General features: G+C 68.0%; 23 protein-coding genes. 9 read left to right on the top strand and 14 right to left on the bottom strand.

Features of this window, described 5'->3' with window-relative positions; translation table 11 throughout:
* Positions 1-423 precede the first annotated feature (423 nt).
* Genes ABD231_RS07485 through ABD231_RS07470 form a run of 4 tightly spaced genes read right to left on the bottom strand, consistent with a single transcriptional unit; the run spans position 424 to position 3441 of the window.
* Positions 424-1683 (bottom strand): tetratricopeptide repeat protein, encoded by a 1260-nt coding sequence (locus ABD231_RS07485; protein ID WP_344147082.1) that lies wholly within the window; start codon positions 1681-1683, stop codon positions 424-426.
* Entirely contained in the window at positions 1680-2555 is an 876-nt protein-coding gene (locus ABD231_RS07480) for a tetratricopeptide repeat protein (RefSeq protein WP_344147079.1), read from the bottom strand. Before ABD231_RS07480 ends, ABD231_RS07485 begins: the two co-directional genes overlap by 4 nt.
* A complete protein-coding gene (locus tag ABD231_RS07475; RefSeq protein WP_344147076.1) occupies positions 2552-2998 on the bottom strand; it encodes a hypothetical protein in 447 nt (148 codons plus the stop codon). Before ABD231_RS07475 ends, ABD231_RS07480 begins: the two co-directional genes overlap by 4 nt.
* On the bottom strand, positions 2995-3441 hold the full coding sequence (locus ABD231_RS07470; protein ID WP_344147073.1) for a hypothetical protein: 447 nt from the start codon (positions 3439-3441) through the stop codon (positions 2995-2997). The genes ABD231_RS07475 and ABD231_RS07470 overlap by 4 nt, the downstream gene beginning before the upstream one ends.
* Positions 3442-3492: 51 nt before the next feature.
* Here ABD231_RS07470 and ABD231_RS07465 point away from each other — a divergent pair, with 51 nt between their 5' ends.
* From ABD231_RS07465 to ABD231_RS07450, 4 genes are read left to right on the top strand one after another with little or no spacing between them, the layout of a single operon-like run.
* A complete protein-coding gene (locus tag ABD231_RS07465) occupies positions 3493-3900 on the top strand; it encodes an HIT family protein (protein ID WP_344147070.1) in 408 nt (135 codons plus the stop codon).
* A 30-nt stretch (positions 3901-3930) separates the two neighbouring features.
* Positions 3931-5142, top strand: a complete 1212-nt coding sequence (locus ABD231_RS07460) for an MFS transporter (RefSeq protein WP_344147067.1) — start codon at positions 3931-3933, stop codon at positions 5140-5142.
* A 4-nt stretch (positions 5143-5146) separates the two neighbouring features.
* Positions 5147-5782 carry an RNA polymerase sigma factor gene (locus tag ABD231_RS07455; protein ID WP_344147064.1) on the top strand — a complete coding sequence of 212 codons (636 nt, stop codon included), beginning with the start codon at positions 5147-5149 and terminating at the stop codon, positions 5780-5782.
* On the top strand, positions 5775-6017 hold the full coding sequence (locus ABD231_RS07450) for an anti-sigma factor family protein (RefSeq protein WP_344147061.1): 243 nt from the start codon (positions 5775-5777) through the stop codon (positions 6015-6017). Before ABD231_RS07455 ends, ABD231_RS07450 begins: the two co-directional genes overlap by 8 nt.
* Here the strand turns inward: ABD231_RS07450 and ABD231_RS07445 are convergent.
* Together ABD231_RS07445 and ABD231_RS07440 are read right to left on the bottom strand one after the other, a co-directional pair.
* Complete coding sequence (locus ABD231_RS07445; RefSeq protein WP_344147058.1) at positions 5993-7087, bottom strand: glycosyltransferase family 4 protein; 1095 nt, start codon at positions 7085-7087, stop codon at positions 5993-5995. The two genes, ABD231_RS07450 and ABD231_RS07445, sit on opposite strands and share 25 nt — an antisense overlap.
* A gap of 10 nt (positions 7088-7097) precedes the next feature.
* Entirely contained in the window at positions 7098-7904 is an 807-nt protein-coding gene (locus tag ABD231_RS07440) for a helix-turn-helix transcriptional regulator (protein ID WP_344147055.1), read from the bottom strand.
* 138 nt (positions 7905-8042) lie between these two features.
* On the opposite strand from ABD231_RS07440, the gene ABD231_RS07435 reads away from it, so the two are divergent.
* A complete protein-coding gene (locus ABD231_RS07435) occupies positions 8043-8819 on the top strand; it encodes an NAD(P)H-dependent oxidoreductase (protein WP_344147052.1) in 777 nt (258 codons plus the stop codon).
* Here the strand turns inward: ABD231_RS07435 and ABD231_RS07430 are convergent.
* Complete coding sequence (locus ABD231_RS07430; protein WP_344147049.1) at positions 8816-9685, bottom strand: phosphatidylinositol mannoside acyltransferase; 870 nt, start codon at positions 9683-9685, stop codon at positions 8816-8818. The two genes, ABD231_RS07435 and ABD231_RS07430, sit on opposite strands and share 4 nt — an antisense overlap.
* 3 nt (positions 9686-9688) lie before the next feature.
* Positions 9689-10354, bottom strand: a complete 666-nt coding sequence (pgsA, locus tag ABD231_RS07425; RefSeq protein ID WP_344147046.1) for a phosphatidylinositol phosphate synthase — start codon at positions 10352-10354, stop codon at positions 9689-9691.
* Between the two features lie 93 nt (positions 10355-10447).
* Here pgsA and ABD231_RS07420 point away from each other — a divergent pair, with 93 nt between their 5' ends.
* Positions 10448-11392 (top strand): hypothetical protein, encoded by a 945-nt coding sequence (locus ABD231_RS07420; protein WP_344147044.1) that lies wholly within the window; start codon positions 10448-10450, stop codon positions 11390-11392.
* On the opposite strand, the gene ABD231_RS07415 is transcribed toward ABD231_RS07420, so the two are convergent.
* Together ABD231_RS07415 and thrS are read right to left on the bottom strand one after the other, a co-directional pair.
* Positions 11389-11964, bottom strand: a complete 576-nt coding sequence (locus tag ABD231_RS07415) for an HIT family protein (protein ID WP_344147041.1) — start codon at positions 11962-11964, stop codon at positions 11389-11391. The two genes, ABD231_RS07420 and ABD231_RS07415, sit on opposite strands and share 4 nt — an antisense overlap.
* Positions 11965-11977: 13 nt before the next feature.
* Positions 11978-13999 carry a threonine--tRNA ligase gene (gene thrS / locus ABD231_RS07410; protein ID WP_344147038.1) on the bottom strand — a complete coding sequence of 674 codons (2022 nt, stop codon included), beginning with the start codon at positions 13997-13999 and terminating at the stop codon, positions 11978-11980.
* Between the two features lie 142 nt (positions 14000-14141).
* On the opposite strand from thrS, the gene ABD231_RS07405 reads away from it, so the two are divergent.
* Positions 14142-14801 carry a DedA family protein gene (locus ABD231_RS07405; protein WP_344147035.1) on the top strand — a complete coding sequence of 220 codons (660 nt, stop codon included), beginning with the start codon at positions 14142-14144 and terminating at the stop codon, positions 14799-14801.
* On the opposite strand, the gene ABD231_RS07400 is transcribed toward ABD231_RS07405, so the two are convergent.
* From ABD231_RS07400 to ABD231_RS07385, 4 genes are all read right to left on the bottom strand, one after another.
* The gene (locus ABD231_RS07400; protein ID WP_344147032.1) at positions 14785-16440 is read right to left on the bottom strand and encodes a division plane positioning ATPase MipZ; all 1656 of its coding nucleotides are present in this window, start codon (positions 16438-16440) and stop codon (positions 14785-14787) included. The two genes, ABD231_RS07405 and ABD231_RS07400, sit on opposite strands and share 17 nt — an antisense overlap.
* Before the next feature lie 165 nt (positions 16441-16605).
* A complete protein-coding gene (locus ABD231_RS07395; RefSeq protein ID WP_344147029.1) occupies positions 16606-17268 on the bottom strand; it encodes a response regulator in 663 nt (220 codons plus the stop codon).
* Positions 17265-18869 (bottom strand): sensor histidine kinase, encoded by a 1605-nt coding sequence (locus tag ABD231_RS07390; protein WP_344147026.1) that lies wholly within the window; start codon positions 18867-18869, stop codon positions 17265-17267. Before ABD231_RS07390 ends, ABD231_RS07395 begins: the two co-directional genes overlap by 4 nt.
* A 47-nt stretch (positions 18870-18916) precedes the next feature.
* Positions 18917-19999: a GntR family transcriptional regulator gene (locus ABD231_RS07385; RefSeq protein WP_344147023.1), complete on the bottom strand. Its 1083-nt coding sequence runs from the start codon at positions 19997-19999 to the stop codon at positions 18917-18919.
* A 63-nt stretch (positions 20000-20062) separates the two neighbouring features.
* Here ABD231_RS07385 and ABD231_RS07380 point away from each other — a divergent pair, with 63 nt between their 5' ends.
* Both ABD231_RS07380 and ABD231_RS07375 read left to right on the top strand, forming a co-directional pair.
* Positions 20063-20803, top strand: a complete 741-nt coding sequence (locus ABD231_RS07380) for an SDR family NAD(P)-dependent oxidoreductase (RefSeq protein WP_344147020.1) — start codon at positions 20063-20065, stop codon at positions 20801-20803.
* A gap of 37 nt (positions 20804-20840) precedes the next feature.
* Complete coding sequence (locus ABD231_RS07375) at positions 20841-22289, top strand: ArnT family glycosyltransferase (RefSeq protein ID WP_344147017.1); 1449 nt, start codon at positions 20841-20843, stop codon at positions 22287-22289.
* Positions 22290-22442 lie beyond the last annotated feature (153 nt).

The following is a 22442-nucleotide window of genomic DNA, read 5'->3' as shown; positions in this document are numbered from 1 at the left end:
GGGAAGTTGAGGTTCCGTCGCCTGACAGTGACCGTTGCTGGAGGCTGGGGTGGATATTCGCCCTGCCCGGCCCAATTTCCTCCCCAAACCGGTTCGGGGAGCAAACGCACCATCCCCGAGGGCATTCGGGGAGGATCCACCCCCTGAATCCGTCGCAGATCCACCCCAAACCGGTTTGGGGAAGGTGGTTCGGCCGCAGCGTTCCCATGACCTCCCCTAACGTCCGACCATCCGGAGGCGGGCTCTCCGATCTTTCGGACGTTAGGTGGGGGCTGCGGTTAACGTCCGAACAACCGGAGGCGGGCTCTCCGATCTTTCGGACGTTAGGTGGGGGCTGCGGTTGACGTCCGGCGATCCGGAGACCACGCGTGCGGGTTCTTCGGGCGTTGTGGCGGGGACGGGATGCGGTGGGGGCCGGTGGGGTTAGCTCTTGGAGTCGCGGTTGAGGCGGCGGCGGACGTCGCGGGACTTCAGGTACGACGCGACGTCGTCGTACCGCTCGCTTTGGTTTGCGAACTCGATGTAGGAGCGGACGCGGTGGAGCCAGTCCAGGGTGGACGGCTTCATCGTGTTCAACACATCCGCTAGGTGGTGCATGGCCAGCGGGGGTTCGCCGCCGCCGGCCAGGGCCTCGTCGATGACTCGGTCGACGCCGCGGTCGATGAGGGCGCGTAGGTCGGCGCCGCTGAACATTGGTGTCTGGCCGGCGATCGCCTTCAGGTCGAGTCCGTCGGCCGGTACGTCCTTCACCAGTACGGACAGGATGTCGGCGCGGGCTGGTTCGTCGGGCGGTGGTACGAAGATCACGCGGTCGAAGCGGCCGGGGCGCAGCATGGCTTCGTCGACATCCCAGGGGGCATTGGTTGCCGCGAGCACCAATAGGCCGTCGTTCTCGGAGCCGATCGCGTCCATCTCCTGGAGCAGGACGTCGACGAGCCGGCGTGCCTCGGATCCACCGTGCTTGTGCCGGGCGAAGGCCAGTGCGTCGAGCTCGTCGAGGAACAGCACGCACGGTGCGTTGGCGCGGGCGCGCTCGAACGCGGCGTGCAGGTTGCGCTCGGAGACGCCGAGGTAGGGGTCCATCACGTCTTCGATGCGGACGTTGATGAACGGCAGCCCGCACTCCCCCGCGGTCGCCCGCGCCAGCAGTGTCTTGCCGCAACCGGGCGGGCCGTAGAGCAGCACGCCACCGCCGGACTTGCGGCCGTACTTCTCGTACAGTTCGGGTCGGCTGAGCGGCAGGATGACCATGCGGTGGATGACCCGCTTGATCTCCTCCATCCCGCCGACCTGATCGAAGGTCGTGGTCTCCTTCGCGGTGTCGGCCGCGAACGGCGTCTCCTCCGCCTCGGGACCCACCTTGATCTTCACGCCGCTGCGCTCGGAGATCATCTCGTCGACGAGCTGCTGCAGGCGGCCGGTCCCCTCGACGACGCCCTTCTGGCGAGCCGTCTCCAGCAAGCTGCGCAGGAGCGCGAGTCGACCGTTGGCCGCGGCCAACTCCCCCACTGGTACGAGCTGGTCCTCGGGCAAACCGTCCTTGTCCAGCAGTACGACGTACTGGTCGAGCGCCTCTTCGGTGTTCTCGGCACCGACCAGCGACTCGGCGAGGACGAGCCTCAGCAGGACGTCGTCCGGATTCGCGTCGACCGCCTTGCGCAGCGCGTCGATTCGCTCGTTCATGAACCCCATCCTCGGTTGAGCCAGCGGCGGAGGAGCGGCGGCGCCACCCAGGAGTAGATACAGAAGGCGAGCCAGGCCATCGCGAACACGAACGACAGTGGCCTGAGGCCGGCGATACGGAGGCCGTAGATGATCGCGACCGCGCCGATCCACACGACCAGCGGGTTGAAGCGCTGGAACGGGCGCAGCGGCAGCATCAGCGGGTGGTTCATCAGCCTGGCCTCGCGGGCCGCCGTACGCAGGTCCTCGTCGCCGGGCTGTGAGGCGGCGGCCGAGGCGAGCGAGTTATATCCCGAACGCGAGTCGCCGGTCAGCATCGACGCCGTACCGTGCAAGGCCCGCGCATGCGGGTCCTCGGGATCGTGCGACAAAGCCTCGGTGCTGTGCTTGCGCATGTCGTGGTCCTTGCCGAGCGCGAACGCGACCTCGGCCCGGGCCGCTGACACGACCGCGCTCTCCGGCGCCTGCGACGCGGCCCGCTCGACCAGCGCGCTCGCCTTCTCGGCCTGCCCAGCGGTCAGACACACGCGGGCATAGCCGATCAACAGATCCGGATCGTTCGGATCCAGGCTCAACCCCTGCAGGTACGCCGCCTCGGCCTCGGGCAGCCGCCCTTCGGAGCGCAACGCGGACCCGAGCACCTGCAGCAGCGGCAGGAACGGCCCGTGCAGTGCGAGCCCGTCCTTCAGTACGTCGATCGCTTCCGCATTCCGATCGAGTTGGTGCAGCGCGGCCCCGCGGAACAGGTAGGCGCGGAAGTCGACGGCCGCGTCACCCCACAGCCCCTGGAGCTCGTCCAGGGTCCGCTCGGGATGACCGATCTGCAGCCAGTGCCCGGCCATCTGCAGGCGGGACTCGGTCGGCTCGTTCACAGCATCACCACTAGGGCTAGAAGGAGGGCTTCGGCGATTGCACAGGTGACGACCAGGATCGGTCCCAGCACCCACATCGAGTGATAGTCGGTCCCCCGCAACTGGAACGCCCGATCCATCGGCCGCTGCCAACGCATCTGCACCAGAATGCACAGCACCGCGATAATCCGGACGACGATCCGCAGACTCGACGTACGCTCACCGTCGGGGTTCAGCAGCGCGAAGAGCGCGATCACCGCGCCCAGTCCGAGTACGCCGGTGCCGACGATCATCAACCGCTTACCGCGCTCGACCCCGAGGCGGCCGCTGTTCAACCAGGCGATGATCGTCGCCGCGATCACTCCCCCGAAGAACGCGACGTACGCCTGCGAGTTCAGCCGCCACGGCTGCACCTTCGGATCCACCGCCGAACTGATCGTCGGCCGCAACAGTTCGTCACTCATGAGCTCGCCACCACCGCGATCATCAACTCAGTGAACACACCGATCGCCACCATCCCCAAGTTGCCGGCCCCGAACGGCACGGCGTACTCGCGCCCGCTCAACTGGAACAACCGATCGCGCTGCAGCTGGATCCGGTACTGCACGAAGTAGCAGAGCACCGCGATGATCCGCATCGGCAGCAGCGCCTTCCACCACATCCCGTCTCCAGCAACCAGCAACCCCGCGGCGAAGAACTCGACCACCACGGCGACCAGTCCGACCACCACGATCAGCCCGCGTTTGGCGTCGCTCACGCCGAGCCGGCGGCTGTTCACGAACGCCAGCCAGGTGATCGGCAGCACGCCGCCGAGCACCGCGATATAGGCGACGTTCAGCAGCGGCCAGGGCCGATCCGACGGGTCCGCGTCGGAGCCCGCACTCGGGCGCAACAGGTCGTCCGGCATCGGGCTCCTCGGGGTGACAGCTTCGGCGAGCGCAGTGTATAGCCTGTCCGAATGAGCGAGAACTGCCTCTTCTGCGGGATCGTGGCCGGAACCATCCCCTCGACCCAGGTCGGCGAGAACGATCGCGCGATCGCCTTCATGGACATCGCGCCGGCCACCCCGGGCCACCTTCTGGTGATCCCCCGTGCCCATTCCACCGACCTGCGCGAGACGGCTCCTGAGGACCTCGCCGCCATCACTCTGCTCGCGCAGTCCCTGATCGGCCGCGTCATCGAGCGCCTCGACGGGGCAACCGGCGCCAACCTGCTCAGCTGCATCGGGCCCGACGCCTGGCAGACCGTATTCCACACTCACCTCCACGTGATCCCCCGCTACCCGAACGACCCGATGGTGCTGCCCTGGCAGCCGCACGCTGGCGACATGGACGAGATCAAGGCGGTCAGCGCGAAGCTGGTGTAACGACTGCGCCCCCTCATGACACTGAGGGGTATGACGCTCACTGCAGTACGTGCAGCACCCAGCTGTTTGCGACGGCGGTTGGTGCCGTTGTGGGTGGCGACGTTTGTGCAGGCCGTCGGGTTCTGGGTGCCGGTGGAGAAGTTGTTCATGGCCGAGATCGGCTTCGACGCGGCCACGGTCGGAGTGATGGCAGCCGCGTACGCCGCTTTGGTTCCGCTCGCCGAGGTGGTGTCGGGCGTGCTGGCCGACCGCTGGTCGCGGCGTGGGGTGTTGATGGTGGCCGGGGTCGCGTTGCTGGTCAGCGTGTTCGTCGGTGCGATGAGTCACCACGTCATCACCTACATCGTGGCCGCGCTCATTCTCGGCATCTACTTCGCGATGTACTCGGGCACGGTCGAGGCGGTCGTGTACGACGTGGTGCTCGAGGAGACCGGCGACAGCGCGGAGTACGAGCGGCAGATCGGACGGGTCCGGCTGATCGAGAGCATCGCGCTGGTGGGTAGTGCGCTCGTGGGCGGGTGGATCGCCTCGGCGCTGTCCGCGCGGGCGACGTACGTGCTGACGCTGCCGTTCGCGGCGCTCTACCTGATCGTGCTCACCCGCTTCCGCGAGCCGACTCTGCACCGGGCGGAGGAGCGCATCACGCTGCGCACCCATCTCGCCGTCACCTATCACGCGATCACCGACCGCGGCCGGCTCGTGCCGATCGCCGCCGCCACGTTGATGGCGGCGATGATTCTGCAGGCGATGTTCGAATTCGGCCCGCTGTGGCTGGTCGCTCTGAAAACCTCCGCCGTGTACTACGGCCCGTTCTGGGCGCTCCTGGTCGGCACACTCGGGCTCGGTGGTCTGCTCGCGCACCGGCTCCGCCTGGATCGGCTCGCCCCGACCGTGCTGGTGGTTGCCACGATGCTGGCCGCTTGTATCGCCATGACGACGAGCCACCACCTCGCCGTACTGACTGCTGCGATGGTCGCGGTCACCTTCCTGCTCGTGGTGATCGGCATCCACCTGAGCCGCCTGCTGCACGACGCCATCCCGTCGACGATCCGGACTGGCGTCGCCTCCGGGATCGGCGCGCTGTCGTGGGTGGTGTTCATGCCGTTCGCCCTCGCCTTCGGCGTAGTCACGAAGCGCTTCGGCGTCTACACCTCGGGCTGGATGATCACCGGTGCCGTCGCGCTGGCCGGGCTCGCGCTGATCTGGGTACAGCGGAATGCGCACCGCACAGCACTACGATGACGCGATGGCTGCGCTGCCGGCGGACGACGTACTGGTTGCGCAGTTGCGCGCCGGGGACGAGGACACGTTCGCGCTGGTACTGGATCGCTGGTCCGGCGGGATGCTGAGGGTGGCGCGGTCATTCGTGTCGACCGATGCGTCAGCGGCCGAGGTGGTTCAGGAGACCTGGCTGGCGGTCATCGAGGGCATCGACCGCTTCGAGGGCCGGTCGGCATTGCGGACCTGGGTCTACCGGATCCTCACCAACACCGCCCGCCGCCGCGGTACGCGAGAGCACAAGGTCGTCCCGATGAGCAGCATCGACGACACCGGGCCGACCGTCGATCCGAGCCGCTTCCGCCCGCCCGGCGAGCCGGATTCCGGCCATTGGTGGGAGTTCCCGCCCGCCTGGCCCTCGCCCGAACAAGGCGCGCTAACCGCCGAGGTCCGCGAATGCCTGAGCGACGCCCTGGCCGAACTCCCCGCGCGGCAACGGCTCGTCGTCGTACTGCGCGACATCGAGGACTACCCGTACGACGAAGTCTGCGAACTGCTCGGAATCACCGCAGCGAACCAGCGGGTGCTGCTGCATCGAGCCCGGGCGTTCCTGCGTGGGAAGCTGGAAGGGCTCTACTTCAGAGAGGTTGACGGCCGTGAATGAACTCGAGTGCCGGACGTTCGTCGAGCAGGTCACGGCCTATCTCGAAGGCGCCCTGTCACCGGAAGCCGAGCAGACCTTCATCGACCACCTCCCGCTGTGCACCGGCTGCGAAAACTACCTCGACCAGATGCAGCGCACTCAGCAGGCGCTGAGCAACCTCCCGGCCGACGGCTTGCCCGACGACACCCGCAGCGCCTTGCTGGCCGCCTTTCAGCGGCGAGCCACCAACTCGTAGACCGCGAGCAGTTCAGGCACCAGGACCGACCAGTCATAAGCCTGTACGGCGGTCAGTCCGGCGGACCGGAGTCGTTCGCGGTCCTCGGGTGAGCGCAGCAGGTGCAGGACCCGGTCGGTCAGCATCCGCACGTCACCGGGCTCGACCAGGTCGCCGAGGCGGCCGTTCTCGAGGACCTGGCGGAACGCAGGCAGATCGCTGGCCAGCACTGGCGCTCCGGCGGCCATCGCCTCGAGCAGGACGATGCCGAAACTCTCGCCGCCGAGGTGTGGAGCGACGTACACGTCTGAGCCGGCCAGCATGTCGGCGCGGGCCTCGTCGTCGACCATGCCGAGGAAGAGCACGTTGTCGCGGCACCAGAACGGCAACGACCGCCAGGCCTCATCGGCCTGTCCGGCGCCGGCCACCAGGACCTTCAGGCCGGGTCGCGCGGTGACGAGAGCGGGGACGGCCTTCAGCAGGACGCCGAGCCCCTTGCGCGGCTCGTCGAGGCGACCGAGGAAGCTGATCGTGCCGTCACCCTGCCACTCGTTGCGCGGACTGCCCTTGAAGCGCGAGGTGTACAGGCCGTTCGGGATCACGACCGCTTCGCCGCCGACGTGCTGGACCATCATCGAGCGTGCGTTCTCCGAGACTGCGATCCGGGCGTCGATTTTCTCCAGCGCCGGACGCAGCAGACTCGACGCCGCACTCATCGCCCGCGACCGGACCTGCCAGGTGTGGAACGTCGACACGAACGGACCGTCCGCCGACCACAGCGCGATGATCGACGCACTCGGTGTCGTCGGCTCATGCACGTGGACGACATCGAAGTCGCCCTCGGCCAGCCAGCTCTTCACCCGCGCCGCGGTCCGCGGTCCGAAGGTGACCCGCGCCACCGACCCGTTGTACGGAACACCGACCGCGCGTCCGGACGAGACGACGTACGGCGGGACTTCGTTGTCGTCGACCGGGGCGAGTACCGAGACCTCGTGACCGAGGTCGAGCAGCGCCTCGGCCAGGTCGCGGACATGGTTCTGCACACCGCCGGGCATGCCCAGCGAGTACGGGCACACCACGCCGATCCTCACGACACGATTGTCACCCCTGGTCGAGACCGGCGAGCAACCGCAGTCCGTCCTCGGCGGGAGTGCCGGGCGCCGCCGACAGTGTGACCAGCTCCAGGCCCGTCTGGTCCGGGAGCACGAAGTTCTCCTGGTGCAGGTCCAGCAGGCCGACCAAAGGATGCCGGTACGACTTGCGTCCGTGGGTGCGGGCACGGACGTCGGCCCGGGCCCATAGGCGGCGGAAACGCTCGCTGCCCATCGCCAGCTCACCGATGAGCGAGGCCAGCCGGGGGTCGTCCGGATACTTGCCGGCGGACAAGCGCAGATGCCCGACCACGTCGAGCGTGCAGGTCTCCCAATCGGCGTACAGACCGCGCTCGTCCTCCTCCAGGAAGAGGTGCCGGGCGGTGTTCAGGCCTGGCATCGGCCGGCCGAACAGGAGCCCGGCCAGGCGGTTCCCGGCGAGCACATCCATCCGGTGGTCCATGATCATGGCAGGCGCGCCGGCGACCAGGTCGAGGACCCGGACGAGCTCCGGCCGGACCCGACCCGCCGGAGCCTTGGTACGGCGGCGGCGCCGGCGCGCGAGCCGGTCGAGGTGCTCGCGTTCGGTCTCGTCGAGGCCGAGGACGCGGGCCAGCGCGTCGAGGACCTGCTCGGACGGCTGGGTTGCGCGACCCTGCTCCAGGCGCACGTAGTAGTCGACGCTGACCCCGGACAGGTGCGCGACCTCTTCACGCCGCAGCCCGGCGACCCTGCGACGGCTGTCGATGGCGATACCGGCCGCGGCGGGGACGACTCGGGCGCGCCGGGTTCGCAGGAAGCCTGCCAGATCGTCCATGCGTCCATTATCCCCTCGGTGACGACCACGAAGGTGGTCCTGCCGATACCAGGAAGCCTGGTCCAACGGACAACGCGCCCCTGAACACCGAGCGCCGGAGCGCCCAGAGTTGGCGGCATCCGATCCGAAGGAGTTCCCATGAAGACCCTGATCGTCCACGCTCACCCCGAGCCGAAGTCGCTCAACAGCTCGCTCAAGGACCTGGCCGTCGCCACCTTGGAGAACGCGGGGCACGACGTACTGGTCAGTGATCTGTACGCGATGAACTGGAAGGCGACCGTGGACGCCGCGGACTTCGGTCCCAGTGCCGCCAGCCCGCTGCAGATCGCCCGCGACTCCGGCCGGGCCTTCGACGCCGGCACCCTCACTCCCGACGTCCGCGCCGAGCAGGAGAAGCTGCTGTGGGCGGACACGATCATCTTCCAGTTCCCGCTCTGGTGGTACACGATGCCCGCGATCCTCAAGGGCTGGGTGGACCGGGTGTTCACCTACCACTTCGCGTACGGCGTCGGCGAGCACAGCGACACCAAATACGGCGAACGCTTCGGGGAAGGCACTCTCGCCGGCCGCAGGGCGCTGCTGTCGGTGACCGCGGGTGGCCCGGAATCGCACTACGCCGCACGCGGGATCAACGGGCCGATCGACGACCTGCTGTACCCGATCCAGCACGGCATCCTCTACTACCCCGGCCTCGAAGTGCTTCCGCCGTTCGTCCGGTTCGGGACGGACCGGATGACCGATGCCGACTACCCAGAGGTCGCCAAGGCTTGGCGGCAGCGCCTGCTCACCCTGGACTCGACCGAGCCGATCGCCTTCCGGCCGCAGAATTTCGGCGACTACGCCATTCCCTCACTGCAGTTGAAGGACGGACTCGAGCCCACGGGCAGGGCCGGCTTCGGGCTCCACGTGCGCTAGTCGTCCAGGAAAATCCGCTGCAACATGTGCCAGTCCTCAGGATGCGCGGCGATCCCGCGGGCATACGCGTCGGCGCATCGCTGAGTCATCGCCGCGGCACCGCCCTCGGGGCCGACCGGATCGTGGAAGGTGATCACGAGGTCCGGGCCGTCGAAGTGGAGGGTGGCGGGGATCAGCGGTGCGCCTGTCTTGAGACTCAACGCGGCGGGCCCGACGGGCATGCGGGACGGGCGGCCGAAGAACGTGACCGGTACGCCGCGCTCGGACAGGTCGCGGTCGGCGACCAGGCAGACGAACTGCCCGGCCCGCAGTTGCTCTGCGAGAACGGCAGTGACGTCCTCATCACTGCCGGTGAGCGGGAGCACCTCCATGCCGAGCTTCTTGCGGTAGGCAATGAAACGGTCGAAGAGCGACTCGGGTTTCAGCCGCTCCGCGACCGTCCACACCGGCATCCCCGTCCGCCCGGCCCAGGCACCGGCGTGGTCGTAGTTCGCCAGATGCGGCAGGCCGCAGATGACGCCGTTGCCTGCCGCATGCGCGTCCCGGAGGAGCTTCTCGTTCACCGTCCGGACCCGACCGACGATCTGCTCATCGGTCCAATCCGGCAACCGGAACGCCTCCTGCCAGTAGCGCAGGTACGAACGCATCCCGGCCTGGGTCAACGCGTCGAGCTCCGCCGGAGTCGCGTCCGGCCGAACGACCTCGAGGTTGCTGCGCAGCCGCTGCACCCCGCGACCGTTGCCGCGATAGGTGCGGTCCGCCGCGTACCGGAACAACCGCGTCACAGTTCGTTCCGGCAGGCGCCGTACGACGGTCCAGGCGAGAGCGAACGCTAGGTCGACAGCCCGCTGGCGGAGACCCTCCATTGATCAGCTCTGCGGGTCGGCCGGTGGTGGCGGCGGGGTGTCGAGACCGGCGCCGGCGGGGTCGGCCAGCACCTGCTTGCGCACCGACAGCGACCGCTGGACGACGGTGATCGTGCTCGCGACGGCGATGTACCAGATCACGATCTCGAGCAGGATCGGCAGGTTGAAGACGTCCGAGAAGAACGCCGTCACCAGCACGAACACCAGACGGTCGGCGCGCTCGGCCAGGCCGCCGCTCGCCTTGTACCCGAGGCTCTCCGCCTTGGCCCGCGCGTACGACGTGACCGCGCCCATCACCAGCGCCCACAGCGCGACCGACGCCATCAGCGTCGAGTCACCCGCGCGGGAGTTGGCGTAGAAGAGCACCAGCGCGCCGAAGATCGCGCCGTCGGCGATCCGGTCCAGCGTGGAGTCCAGGTACGAACCCCACTTCGACGAGGTGCCCGACGTCCGGGCCATATAGCCGTCGATCAGGTCCGAGAAGACGAAACAGGTGATCACCAGCGCGCCGATCCACAGCTCACCGCGCGGGAAGAAGATCAGCGCTCCGGCGGACACCCCAACGGTGCCCACCAGCGTGACCATGTCGGCGCTCACGCCGAGTTTGAGCAGGAGGTTGGCGATCGGCGTGATCACCAAGGTCCAGAAATGCCGGAATCTGTTAAGCATGGCGTGCGTGATCGTAGTCGAGCGAAGTCACCATCAGGTGACAGCCACCCTTCGGCAAGTGATCCTGGACTCATGAAACTCGGGAGGTGAGGCATGCGGATCGCCCCGTTCGCCGTGCTCGTCGCGGTGGTTCTGACCGGATGTTCGGTCGCCCGGACCGCCGATCGCGCCCAGCCGTCCGTCCCGACCTTCCCCGCCGGCGTCCCGACCGTGGTCGCTCCCCCGCAGGCCGAAGGCCTCGACGGCCGCTCGGCCGCTGACGGCCCTCAGGTCTGTACGGCGATCTCCGCCGAACTGACCGCCCGTCTCGGTCTCCCGGTCGCCGCCCACTCCGGAGCCTGGAACGACGGCGGTCTGCCCGCCCTCGACCTATGCACCCTCCTCGTCGAGGGCCGCCCGGTCACGGTCGGAGTGAGCGCTCTCCCCCGCCAGCCCGACGCGCTCGGCCGACTGCTCACCGGCGCCGGGCACATCGCGCCACTGACCGAACTCGGCCCGGAAGCACAGATCACCGAGTCCCGGATCGTGTTCATCACCGGCGATCGCGCGGTCCGCATTGCCCCCGCCGGCGGTATCGACCAGGGCCACCCGAACGGCCTCGACCGCGCCAAGGCCGTCACGATCGCGCTGGCCGCGAAGGACGCCGTACCGCGTGTGCTTCGGGCTGCTCGGCAAACCGATCCCACCTGTCAGCTGTCGAACTCGGCCGCCGAGAAGTTCATCGGGGCGTCTGCCCAGCTACGCCGTGACTATCGGGTCCACGGCGCGCTCACCTGCATCTGGGGCACGTACGACGCCACGGTCTCGATCGTCGAGGCGTTCGACCAACCCACCATCCCGGAATCGCAACGCGTTCCCCCACCGCGGAACGCCCCGATCGGCAGCCCCGGCTACTACATCCCCGAGGAAGGCGAACTCGTCTTCCGCCTCGGCCGCCGCGTCGTACGGGTCACGGCCCTGACCACGCCGCCCCGCGAGGTCAGCCTCGATGCGTTGAACGAGATCGTCGACCAGATGATGCCGCTGTTCCTGCGCTAGTCAGTGGGCCATGACTTGGCGAGCAGTGCCCGGGTGTCCCCGAGCAACTGCGGCAACACCTTCGTGTGACCGATCACCGGCATGAAGTTCCCGTCGCCCGACCAGCGCGGTACGACGTGCTGGTGCAGATGCCCGGCAATCCCGGCCCCGGCGATCTCACCCTGATTCATCCCGATGTTGAACCCATGCGCGTCCGACACCGCACGAACCGCCAGCATCGCCTGCTGCGTCAGCGCCGCGATATCCGACACCTCGGCCGCAGTCAGCTCGGTGTAGTCGGCCACATGCCGATACGGCACCAGCATCAGGTGCCCCGGGTTGTACGGGTACAGGTTCAGTACGGCGTACGCCGCCTCGGCCCGATGCACGATCAACGCGTCCGCATCCGGCAACCCCGGCAGCCGGCAGAACGGGCACCCCGAACCGGCATCCTTGCTCGTCGGCTTGTTCTCACCCTCGATGTAGGCCATCCGGTGCGGCGTCCACAACCGCAGGAACGGATCGCCCACCCCGACCCCGTCCTGCCGCACCAGCTCCTCCGGCTGGTACGGCGACTCCGGGGTGTCAGTCATACCTGGACGCCCGTCATACCTGAACACGCCGCGCGACGGCCTCGACGATCTCGGCGATCGCGTCCGCGACCGGTACGCCGTTCTTCTGCGTGCCGTCGCGGTAGCGGAACGAGACCGATCCGGCGGCCATGTCGTCGTCACCCGCGATGAGCATGAACGGGACCTTCGACTTCTGCGCGTTGCGGATCTTCTTCTGCATCCGGTCGTCGGAGCCGTCGACCTCGATCCGGATGCCCTGCGACTTCAGTTGCTGGGCGACGTCGTACAGGTAGTCGACGTGGCCGTCGGTGATCGGGATCCCGATCACCTGGACCGGGGCCAGCCACGGCGGGAAGACGCCGGCGTAGTGCTCGACCAGGACCGCAACGAACCGCTCGATCGAACCGAACAGTGCGCGGTGGATCATCACCGGGCGCTGGCGCGAACCATCCGGCGCGGTGTACTCCAGCTCGAAGCGCTCCGGCAGGTTGAAGTCCAGCTGGATCGTCGACATCTGCCAGGTGCGGCCGATCGCGTCGCGGGCCTGCACGGAGATCTTCGGGCCGTAGAACGCAGCGCCGCCCGGGTCCGGGACCAGCTCGAGACCGGAGCCCTCGGCGACCTCGCGCAGCGTGTTGGTCGCCTCTTCCCAGACCTCGTCGGAGCCGACGAACTTCTCCGGGTTCTTCGTGGAGAGCTCGAGGTAGAAGTCGTCCAGGCCGTAGTCGGCCAGCAGACCGAGCACGAAGGTCAGCAGCGCCTTCAGCTCGTCGCGCATTTGCTCACGCGTGCAGTAGATGTGCGCGTCGTCCTGCGTGAAGCCGCGAGCCCGGGTCATGCCGTGGATGACGCCCGACTTCTCCAGCCGGTAGACCGTGCCGAACTCGAACAGCCGCAACGGCAGCTCGCGGTACGAGCGACCACGCGCGGCGAAGATCAGGTTGTGCATCGGGCAGTTCATCGGCTTCAGGTAGTAGTCCTGACCCTGCTTGCGGATCTGACCGTCCGCGCCACGCTCCTCGTCGAGGTGCATGGGCGGGTACATGCCGTCGGCGTACCAGTCCAGGTGGCCCGAGGTCTCGAACAGCTGGCCCTTGGTGATGTGCGGCGAGTAGACGAACTCGTAGCCGTCCTCGACGTGCCGCTGGCGGGAGTAGTCCTCCATCACCTTGCGCAGCACGCCGCCCTTGGGGTGGAAGACCGCGAGCCCGGAGCCGATCTCGTCGGGGAAGCTGAACAGGTCCAGCTCGTTCCCCAGCTTGCGGTGATCGCGCTTGGCGGCCTCCTCCAAGCGGGTCAGGTACGCCTTGAGCTCGTCGCGCGACTCCCACGCCGTACCGTAGATCCGCTGCAGCTGCGGGTTCTTCTCAGAACCACGCCAGTACGCCGCTGCCGTCCGCATCAGCTTGAAGTTGCCCAAGTACCCGGTGGCCGGCACGTGCGGCCCACGGCACAGGTCCTTCCAGGCGACCGTGTCGTCGCGACGGATGTTGTCGTAGATCGTCAGCTCGCCGCCGCCGACCTCGACACTCGCACCCTCGGCGGCGTCGGCCGCGGAACCCTTGATGCCGATCAGCTCGAGCTTGTACGGCTCGGCTGCGAGCTCGCTGCGCGCATCGTCGTCGGAGACCACCCGGCGGCTGAACCGCTGCCGCTCCTTGATGATCTGCTGCATCTTCTTCTCGAGCTTGCCGAGGTCGTCCGGCGTGAACGGGGTCTCGACGTCGAAGTCGTAGTAGAAACCGTTCTCGACCGGCGGGCCGATGCCCAGCTTCGCGTCCGGGAACAGCTCCTGCACCGCCTGCGCCAGGACATGCGCGGTCGAGTGCCGGATGATCGCGCGGCCGTCGTCCGACCCGGCCTTGACCGGCTCGATCTGGTCGCCGTCCTCGACGACCTTCGACAGATCGCGCAGCTCACCGTTGACGCGAGCGGCGATGGCGGAGCGGTCCTGGCCGAAGATCTCGGCGAACAGCTCCCCGATCGTCGTCGTCTCGGTCACGCTCCGCTCAGCCTCGCCCTCGACGCCGACCAGATGGACCTTGACTTCCGACACGGTGCACTCCTCGTGGTACGACCGGCCCACTGCCGGTCCCGCACGAATGGTATCGGCGTAGTGCCGCCCCTGACGAAAGTAGGGGGTAAGTCAGGTCTGTCGTCCGATGTGGGTCAGGGTCCGCTCTTCATACCGTCGTTTCATGGCCGACGCCCTGCTGCACTTCGCCGAAGAACTGATGTCCTCCTGGTGGATCTATCTCGCGGTCTGGGGGTTCGCCGCGCTGGACGGCTTCTTCCCAGCCATTCCCAGCGAGACCCTGGTCGTCACCGCCGGCGTCTTCGCCGCCTCGATCGGTTCCCCGAACCTGTACGTCGTGATCGTGGTCGCTGCCTTGGGCGCCTTCGTCGGCGACCATCTGTCCTACTGGCTAGGCCGGGGCGCGGGCGGCCGGATGCTCGACCGGGTCAAGCCAGGTACCAAACGGCATAGTGCGGTGATGTGGGCCCGCCGAGCGCTGGCCGACCGCGGTGGCCTGGTCCTGATCGTCGCCCGGTACATCCCCGGTGGCCGCACCGCCGTCACGCTCACCATGGGCAGCGTCCGCTACCCGCTGCGCCGCTTCACGCCGTACGCGGCACTGGCCGCCGTCAGCTGGGGTCTCTACTGCAGCCTGGTCGGCTACATCGGCGGCAAGGCCTTCGAGGACAACCCCCTCAAGGGAGTCATCCTCGGGATCGGCCTCGCCCTCGCGGTGACCCTGATCGTCGAGGTCGTCCGCCACTACCTCCGCAAGCGCCGCCCTCAACCTGAGGTCGAGCCTCAGGTCGAGGACGAGCTCATGGTCACCTCGGAACGTTGAGCGCGATCGTGATCTGCTCGGACACCTTCGCTGCCAGCTCCAGACCGGCCCGCCGGGTGGCCGGCTGCAGCGCGGAGTGGTCGAGCGGGCCCTCGGCGGCGATGTGCTGGTCGGTCGGGATGTCGACGACCGCGGCCGCCCGCGACTCGAAGTACGGGCGGAGTTGCTTCTCGACCTCGCGGTTGATGTCGCCCGGACCGTTCGAGACCGCGATGATCGCGCGCCGGATCAGCCGCTGCGCCTCGGGACCCTGGTTGTCCAGCTCCTCCAGCATCTGTACGGCGGCCGCGCAGGACAGGCTCTTCCACTTGATCGGGATGACGAGGGCGTCGGCCGCCTTCATCGCCTCACGCCAGTTGCTCGAACCCTCGTTGTTCCCGGTGTCGATCACGAGCACCTTGTAGAACCGGCTCAGCAGACGGTGGATCTGGTCGAAGTCCTTCGCCTCGATCTGCGCATACGTCGTGGTCGCCGACGTCAGTACGTCGTACTGCCCCGCGACCTGGTGCCGCAGGTATGCCGCGACGTCGCCAAGCCGTGCATCCGGCTGGGTGAGCATCGCCATCGCCTGCAGCATGTCGGTCACCGTGGACCGCGCGTTGGTGTCGTGGGTGCGCAGGTGCATGTTGCCGCGCAGCTCGTTGTTGTCCCAGGCCACGACCCCGCCACCGCGCGCTTGACCGAGCGCACCGGCCAGCAGGAGCGTGGTCGGCGTCTTGCCCGAGCCGCCCTTCGGGTTCGCCACGACGATCGTGACCGGGCGGCGGAACGCGGTCGCTGCGGTCATGCGAGCGATCCGCTCGGTGCGCTCGGTGGTGCCGGGGCGCAGGCGCAGCACGCTGCGCACACCACGCTCGGCCGGAGCTTCGCGCGGCAGCGGCAGCGCCTGCATCAGCTCGTCGGTGCGGTAGGAGACGTCGCGCTGCTGCGGAACGTTCTGCCCGGGGATGCCCTGCGGGAAGAAGTGCTGGGCGGCCGGGGACAACGGCTGGCTCTGCTGCGGCGCGGGGGCTGTGTGGCCGCCGTGCTGCGGGGCTTCGTGTCCTTGGTATCCGCCTTGGCCTGCCGAGCTCTGACTTGCCCAACCTTGGTCTGCTGAGCTCTGACCGGCCCAGCCTTGGCCTGCCGAGCTCTGGCCTGTTGAGCTCTGGCCTGCGGTGCCCTGCCCGTGGGGCGGGCTGGTGACGTTGAAGGACTGTCCACCGAACACCGGCGAGGCCGGTTCCGGGGTGCTCGGCTCCTCGACCTCTGTGGCGGCGGCTGCTTCGGTCTCGCCGACCTCGTCGAGGTTCTCGTCCTCGAAGTCGGGCTTCTCCGCCGCGGGCTGCGTCCAGGAAGCCGTCGGCTCAGCGGCCGGCTGCGTCCATGACGGGGCCGGCTGGCTCGGGGGCTCGGGCTGGGGCTGGGGCTGCTGCTTCTCCCACGGCGCGGCCTGGCCCGCGGGCCGCGACCACGAGTCGCCCGGGAACTCCTCGGACAGGGCGTCCGGGGTCTGCTCCGGAGTCTCTGCCGGGTCGGCGGCAGGCTCGGAGTTCGGGTCCGGCTGGGTCCAGGACGGCGTCGGTTGCCACATTCTCCGGACCTCGGCCGCCGCCGCTTCCCGGTCCTTGTGCTGTCCGGAGTTGTGCGAGTCGGTCACGACCTGGGTCCCCGATTTCTGTGAGAAGGGGCGGAAACGCCCCACAGGCTTGGTCTGTCGATCCGGGGGTGAGGTCCCCAGGTGTCCCACTATCCCATGACCCGGTGTCCACGCCATGTCACCACCCGGAGCGTCGCAGGTTCCTGCCACCCGCAGCACCTGTGCCTATTTTCTTGGGGTCATCACCAAACCGGCTTCATAGGCAACGATCGCCGCCTGGACACGGTTCTTGACCGCCAGCCGGAGCAGGATCGCACTCACGTAAGCCTTCACCGTTCCTTCCACCAGGAACAGCCGCTGCGCGATCTCGGCATTCGACATCCCGGCACCGACCAGCCCGAGCACCTCACGCTCTCTCGGACTCAACACCTCGACCTGCTCCTTGGCCGCGACCGCCCTGGCCATCGATCCGCCACTCAGCTCGGCAATCACCCGCTGCGCCACCCTTGGCGACAGATAGGCCGCGCCTTCCGCCACAGCCTTCAACCCGGCGATCAACTCCCGCGGATCACCCGACTTCAACAGGAACCCACTCGCCCCGTCGCCGAGTGCTCGCGCGATATAAGCGTCCTCGGAGAACGTCGTCAGCATCACGACCGCCGTCTCCGGGTGCTGCCGCCGGATTTCGGCGCCCGCCTCCAGCCCGTCCATCCGCGGCATCCGGATATCCAGTACGGCGACATCCGGCCGATGCCGGCGAACCAGCTCGACCGCCTCGACCCCATCGCCCGCCTCGGCAACAACCTCGATCGCGTCGTCGGTACCGAGAATCGCCCGCACCCCGGCCCGAACCATCAGCTCGTCATCGGCCAGCAAGACCCTGATCATCGTGTGCTCTCCGGAGTTGGCGGAACCGAACCACTTTGCACAACCGCCTTGTCCACCAACACCCCTCCGGCAAAACACAACCGGTACACGTAGTTCGTCGAGAACGGCTCAGCCGGCCGATAGTAACGGCACGCCCAATCACCAGGTGGCGTGAAACTCTCCGACGGCGGATCGATCATCTCCATCGCAGGGAGCGCTCTCCGTACGTCGTTCTCCGCCTGCCCAAGCGTCAATCCGTCGTACGCGGCCGGCCGCAGAATCGAGCTGTACCCAGTCACCAAGTAGTAGCCCAGAGCAACCACCCCGATCACCGCCCCCAACCCCAACGGCGCCACCACAGCCGTCACCAACCCCCGCCGCGCCCGCCGCCGAACCCGATCCCGCTCAACCGCAGCCCCGCCTTCGCCCTTCGGTTCGGGACCGGGTGCTGCCCCGGCTGAGGGCTCGGGTTCGGGGCGACCTCCTGCGTGTGGCATCGCGGCGCGTACCTCGAATCCGCCTCCGATGCGCGGACCCGCTTGCAGGGTTCCGCCGACCAGCCGCACGCGCTCGCGCAGCCCGTCGAGCCCGCGACCACCCGACGCCGACGGCTCCTGCACCGGACGTGCAGCGCCCGTGTCGACCACCGTCACGATCACCTCGTCGCCGCGAAGAACACTCACGGAGACCGCTCCCCCAGGCGCGTGCTTACTCGCGTTCGTTAGCGACTCCTGCACCACCCGATGCACAGCCCGATCAACCATCGGCGCCAATTCCGCCGCACCCTCCTCGACCAGCCGCACCTCAAGACCAGACGCGGCCGCCCGCTCCACCAGCGCCGCCACCGTCTCGTCGCGCGGCACAGTCGTCGCCTCGGAGTCACGCAGTACGCCGATGATCTCGCCCAACCGCTCGGTCGCCGACGCGGCCGCCTCCCGGAGCGAGGTCGCTGCCTGCCGTTGCTCGTCGCGAAGCGCAGGGTCGAGCTCAAGAGCCGCCGCCCGCAAAGCGATCAGGCTCAACTCGTGCCCGACCGAGTCATGCATGTCCTGAGCGATCCGAGAGCGCTCTCTGAGGCGTTCTTGGGCGACCGCCATCTGTTGCTCACGTTCGATCCGCTCAGCCCGTTCCCAGCCGGCCGACGTCAGCAACAACTGCTGCGCCCGGTACCGCCCGATCAGCCACGGCAGCACGACCAGCAGCAACGCGAGCAGCAGCATGACCAACCAGGTCAGCACCGCCTCGGTTTTCTGCACCTCCGGCCGCACCACCAACGAGAGCACCAGCATCCCGAGCAACGTCCAACTGCAGAGCATCACGAAATGCCGGAGCTGCGTTTCCCGCCGCCCAGCCAGGTAGCTCAGCACGATCATCGCGAACACCAGCGCGATCGGAACGCCATTCCGGGTCCCCAGTGAGAACGCCAAGATCGCGCTCTCCGCCGAAGAAACCAGCGCCAGCGCGAGCAAGGGCCGGCTCCGCCGCAACAGCACCGCCGTACCGACCACCGCGATACACGCCAGCCGCATCACCCACGGATCCTGCCGGGCACCGCTCTCCGCGACCACCGGGAAACTCAGGGCCGCCCACAGGCCGACATCTCCCAAGCGCCGCCAGTTCATGCCGCCGACGCTACACAGCCGCCGGGCCCCCGCAGTACTGCCGAAAGTCAGTGGTCCGCGGCGGGAACGATCTCGAACGGCACGTACGACAGGTTGGGCACCGTCTCACCACGCAACCGCGCGACCAGCAGATCCACCGCCGTACGACCCATCTGACCTTGGTTCTGCTGCACATGCAGGTACGGCGGCCCGCCGATCGAGTCCCCCGGCGAGTCGAAACACGCGATGACCCGATCGCCACCCAGCGCGTGATCCGTCATCCGAGCCAGGTTGTACTCACACGCGAAATACGCCGTCACCTCCGGGAACCGATCCCGGAACTGACGAATCGCGTCGATATCCCCCTGCACACTCTCCATCGAACCGGGCAGCGTGCTGCGCAGATCCGTCAGCTCATAGGCCTGCCCGCGCCCCTGAAACGCCGACCGGAAACCCTCGAGCCGCTCCTCGATCGACGACGTGTTGACCGGCGGCGGCGACACGAACGCGATGTGCTGATGCCCCTGGTCGAGCAGTTGCGTGGTGAGCGCTCGCGAGGCCGCGACGTTATCGGTGTGGACCGCAGCCACCGGAATCCCGGACAGGTGGCGGTCGACCAGCACGATCGGGTACCCGTCCAGCACCTGCCGCAACAGACTCGCGTTGTAGAAGTCCCCATGCACCGGGAACACGATCAGGCCATCCACCTCGCCGGTCGCCACCAGCGAGTCCACGGCCTTCTCCTCATCGGCCTGCCGCCCGTGCGTCCGCCGTACGATCAGGTGCGTCTCGTGTTCCGCACAGCGCTCCTCGATCGCACACATCAGCTCGAGGCCATAGGAGTCCGACACATCCGGTACTACGAGCGCGATCGTGCGCGCCTCCCGTCGCGGCGTCGCGACCCGCCCGCGCAGCGGCATCGTGAGCCCGGCCAGATCCGGCAACTGCTGCACCACGAACGTGCCCTTACCCCGGACCCGCTCGACCAGCCCGGCCTCCCGCAGCACCTCGAGCGCCCGCTTCGACGTGATCCGGCTGACGTCGAACTCCACCGCCAGCTCCATCTCCGACGCCACCCGGTCCCCCGGCCCCAAAACCCCACGCCGGATCTGGTCGAGCAACCGCGCACAGATCTCCTCGTATAGCAGCACCCGCCCGTCCTCCTCACGCCGCCCGGTCTGGTTGGCATATCAAATCATCCCCGAAGACTGTCGGTGCGCGGTGACAACCTGCAAACCATGGACATCCACGGCAAACGCGCAGTCGTCACCGGAGCCGCCGTCGGCATCGGCCGAGCCATCGCCCAGCGCCTGGCCGCCGAGGGCGCCGAGGTGGTGGTCGCCGACCTCGACCCAGCCGGCGGCGTCGAAACCTGTACGTCGATCGGCCCGGCGGCCCGCTTCGTCCAAGTCGATATGCGCGACGATGCGGCCGTCGCACAGCTGATGTCATGCCAACCACACATCCTCGTCAACAACGCCGGCGGTGGACCTTCGCTCGCGCCGTGCTTCCCCGAGGCATCCGCCGAGCGATGGTCGGCCGCGCTCGACCTCAACCTCCGCGCACCGATGCTCGCCACCCAACTCGCCCTCGACGCGATGCAGCAGGCGGGCGGCGGCGCGATCGTCAACATCGGATCGACCGCCGGGCTCGGGTTCGACGAACACTCTTCGCCTGAATACAGCGTCGCGAAGGCCGGGCTGATCCGCTTCACGGCAACGCTCGCCCCGCTGGCCGCGACACATCGCGTCCGCGTCAACTGCGTCGTACCGGATTGGGTCGCCACCGAGCGCGGCATCCAGGAGCGAGCGATGCTGCCAGCCGCTGAGCGTGGTGCGGAGCAGGTGCCGCTCGAGGCGGTGACGGATGCGGTGGTTCGGTTTGTTCGCGACGACGGTGCTGCGGGCCGCGTCGTGCTGTTGGATCGGGGGCAGCCTGAGCGATGGCTGAATTGACCTGGTCTTGACCTCGTTGTGCTGTCAACATTCGAGCATGATTCCGGCCGCCCCCGCCTTTGCTGCGCGTTCCGTGTTCGCTGTCGCCGGGGCGCTGGCCGCCGTACTGACTGCCCTGTCGGGCCGGTACGGCTATCACCGCGACGAGCTGTACTTCATGGTCGCGGGCGACCACCTCGCCTGGGGGTACGTCGACCAACCGCCACTGACGCCGTTGATCGCCCGCGTCTCCACCGAGCTGTTCGGCAATACCCCGATGGGCTTGCGAGTCATCTCGACTCTCGCCAGCGCAGCGACGGTGATCGTGGTCGCGCTCCTGGCCCGTGAGTTCGGGAGCAACCGCCCTGGTCAGCTGGTGGCCGCGGTCTGCGCAGCCGTCTCGGGCTTCCTGCCTGGCGTGGGCCACATGGTCTCGACCGCGACCTACGACCTGCTCGCCTGGATGCTCATCGCGTTGTTCGCGGTCAAGCTCCTGCGCACGGACGACCGTCGCTGGTGGCTGGCACTCGGGCTGACCGCGGGAATCGCCCTCGAGAACAAGTACCTCGTCGTACTGCCGATCGCAGCCCTCCTTGCCGCGCTGCTGATCGTCGGACCTCGCCGAGTACTGCGTTCGTGGTGGCTGCTCGCGGGTATCGCCATCGCGGGCCTCGTCGCGCTGCCCAACGTCATCTGGCAGTTCCAGCACGACTGGCCGCAGCTGACGATCGCCGGTGGAATCGCGGAAGATGACGGTACCGAGAACCGCATCATGTTCATCCCCCTGCAGATCCTGCAGCTCGCTCCACTCCTGCTCCCCGTGTGGGTAGCCGGCTTCCGCCGACTCTGGAAGCTGCAGTGGCCACGCGCGGTCGCACTCGCCTACCCGCTCCTCTGCATCGCCGTACTGGCCGTAGGCGGCAAGTCCTACTACGCCCTCCCCCTGCTCTACGTCCTACTCGCAGCCGGCGCCGAACCCACCCTCGCCTGGTTCACCCGACACCGCGCCCTGGCAGCCACCGCCCTGGCCTTCACCGCAGTCAGTTCCTTCATCTTCACCCTCCCCGTCCTCCCCACCTCAGCCGTCGACTTCGTCATCCCCGTCAACCAGGAGCAAGGCGAACAAATCGGCTGGCAAAACCTCACCACCACAGTCGCGAACGCGATCCCCCCAGCCGAACGAGCCACCACCACCATCCTCGCCGGCAACTACGGCGAAGCCGGCGCCCTCCGCCGCTACGGCCCCGCCCACAACCTCCCCCTCGCCTACTCCCCCCACATGAGCTTCGCCGACTGGGAACACCCACCCGCCACCGCCACCGGCCCAGTCCTCCTGATCCAAATAGAACGCTCCCCCACCCTCGAGTCCAACTTCCCCAACTGCCACCTGCTAACCACCGTCCAAAACCCCGTAGCCAACGAAGAAGACGGCACCACCCTCGTCCGCTGCGACGCCCCCATCACCCCCTGGCCCACCCTCTGGCCCCACGTCCGCCGCTACTACTAGCCCTCCCCGCCTTCCCTCCACGGAACGCGCGCCTCCCGCAATTACTCAAGACCTCTTGTACAAGCCAAATTGCACGCCACACCCTGGCCACCCCCACGCGCCGCCACCAGTCAGCCACCCGCCACCCGCCACCCAGATTCCAGGCGAACCTCC

It is taken from the genome of Kribbella yunnanensis (assembly GCF_039529655.1).
Lineage (GTDB): Bacteria > Actinomycetota > Actinomycetes > Propionibacteriales > Kribbellaceae > Kribbella > Kribbella yunnanensis.
The sequence above is the reverse complement of the archived record's forward strand: the minus strand, read 5'-3'. Positions and strand labels throughout refer to the sequence as shown.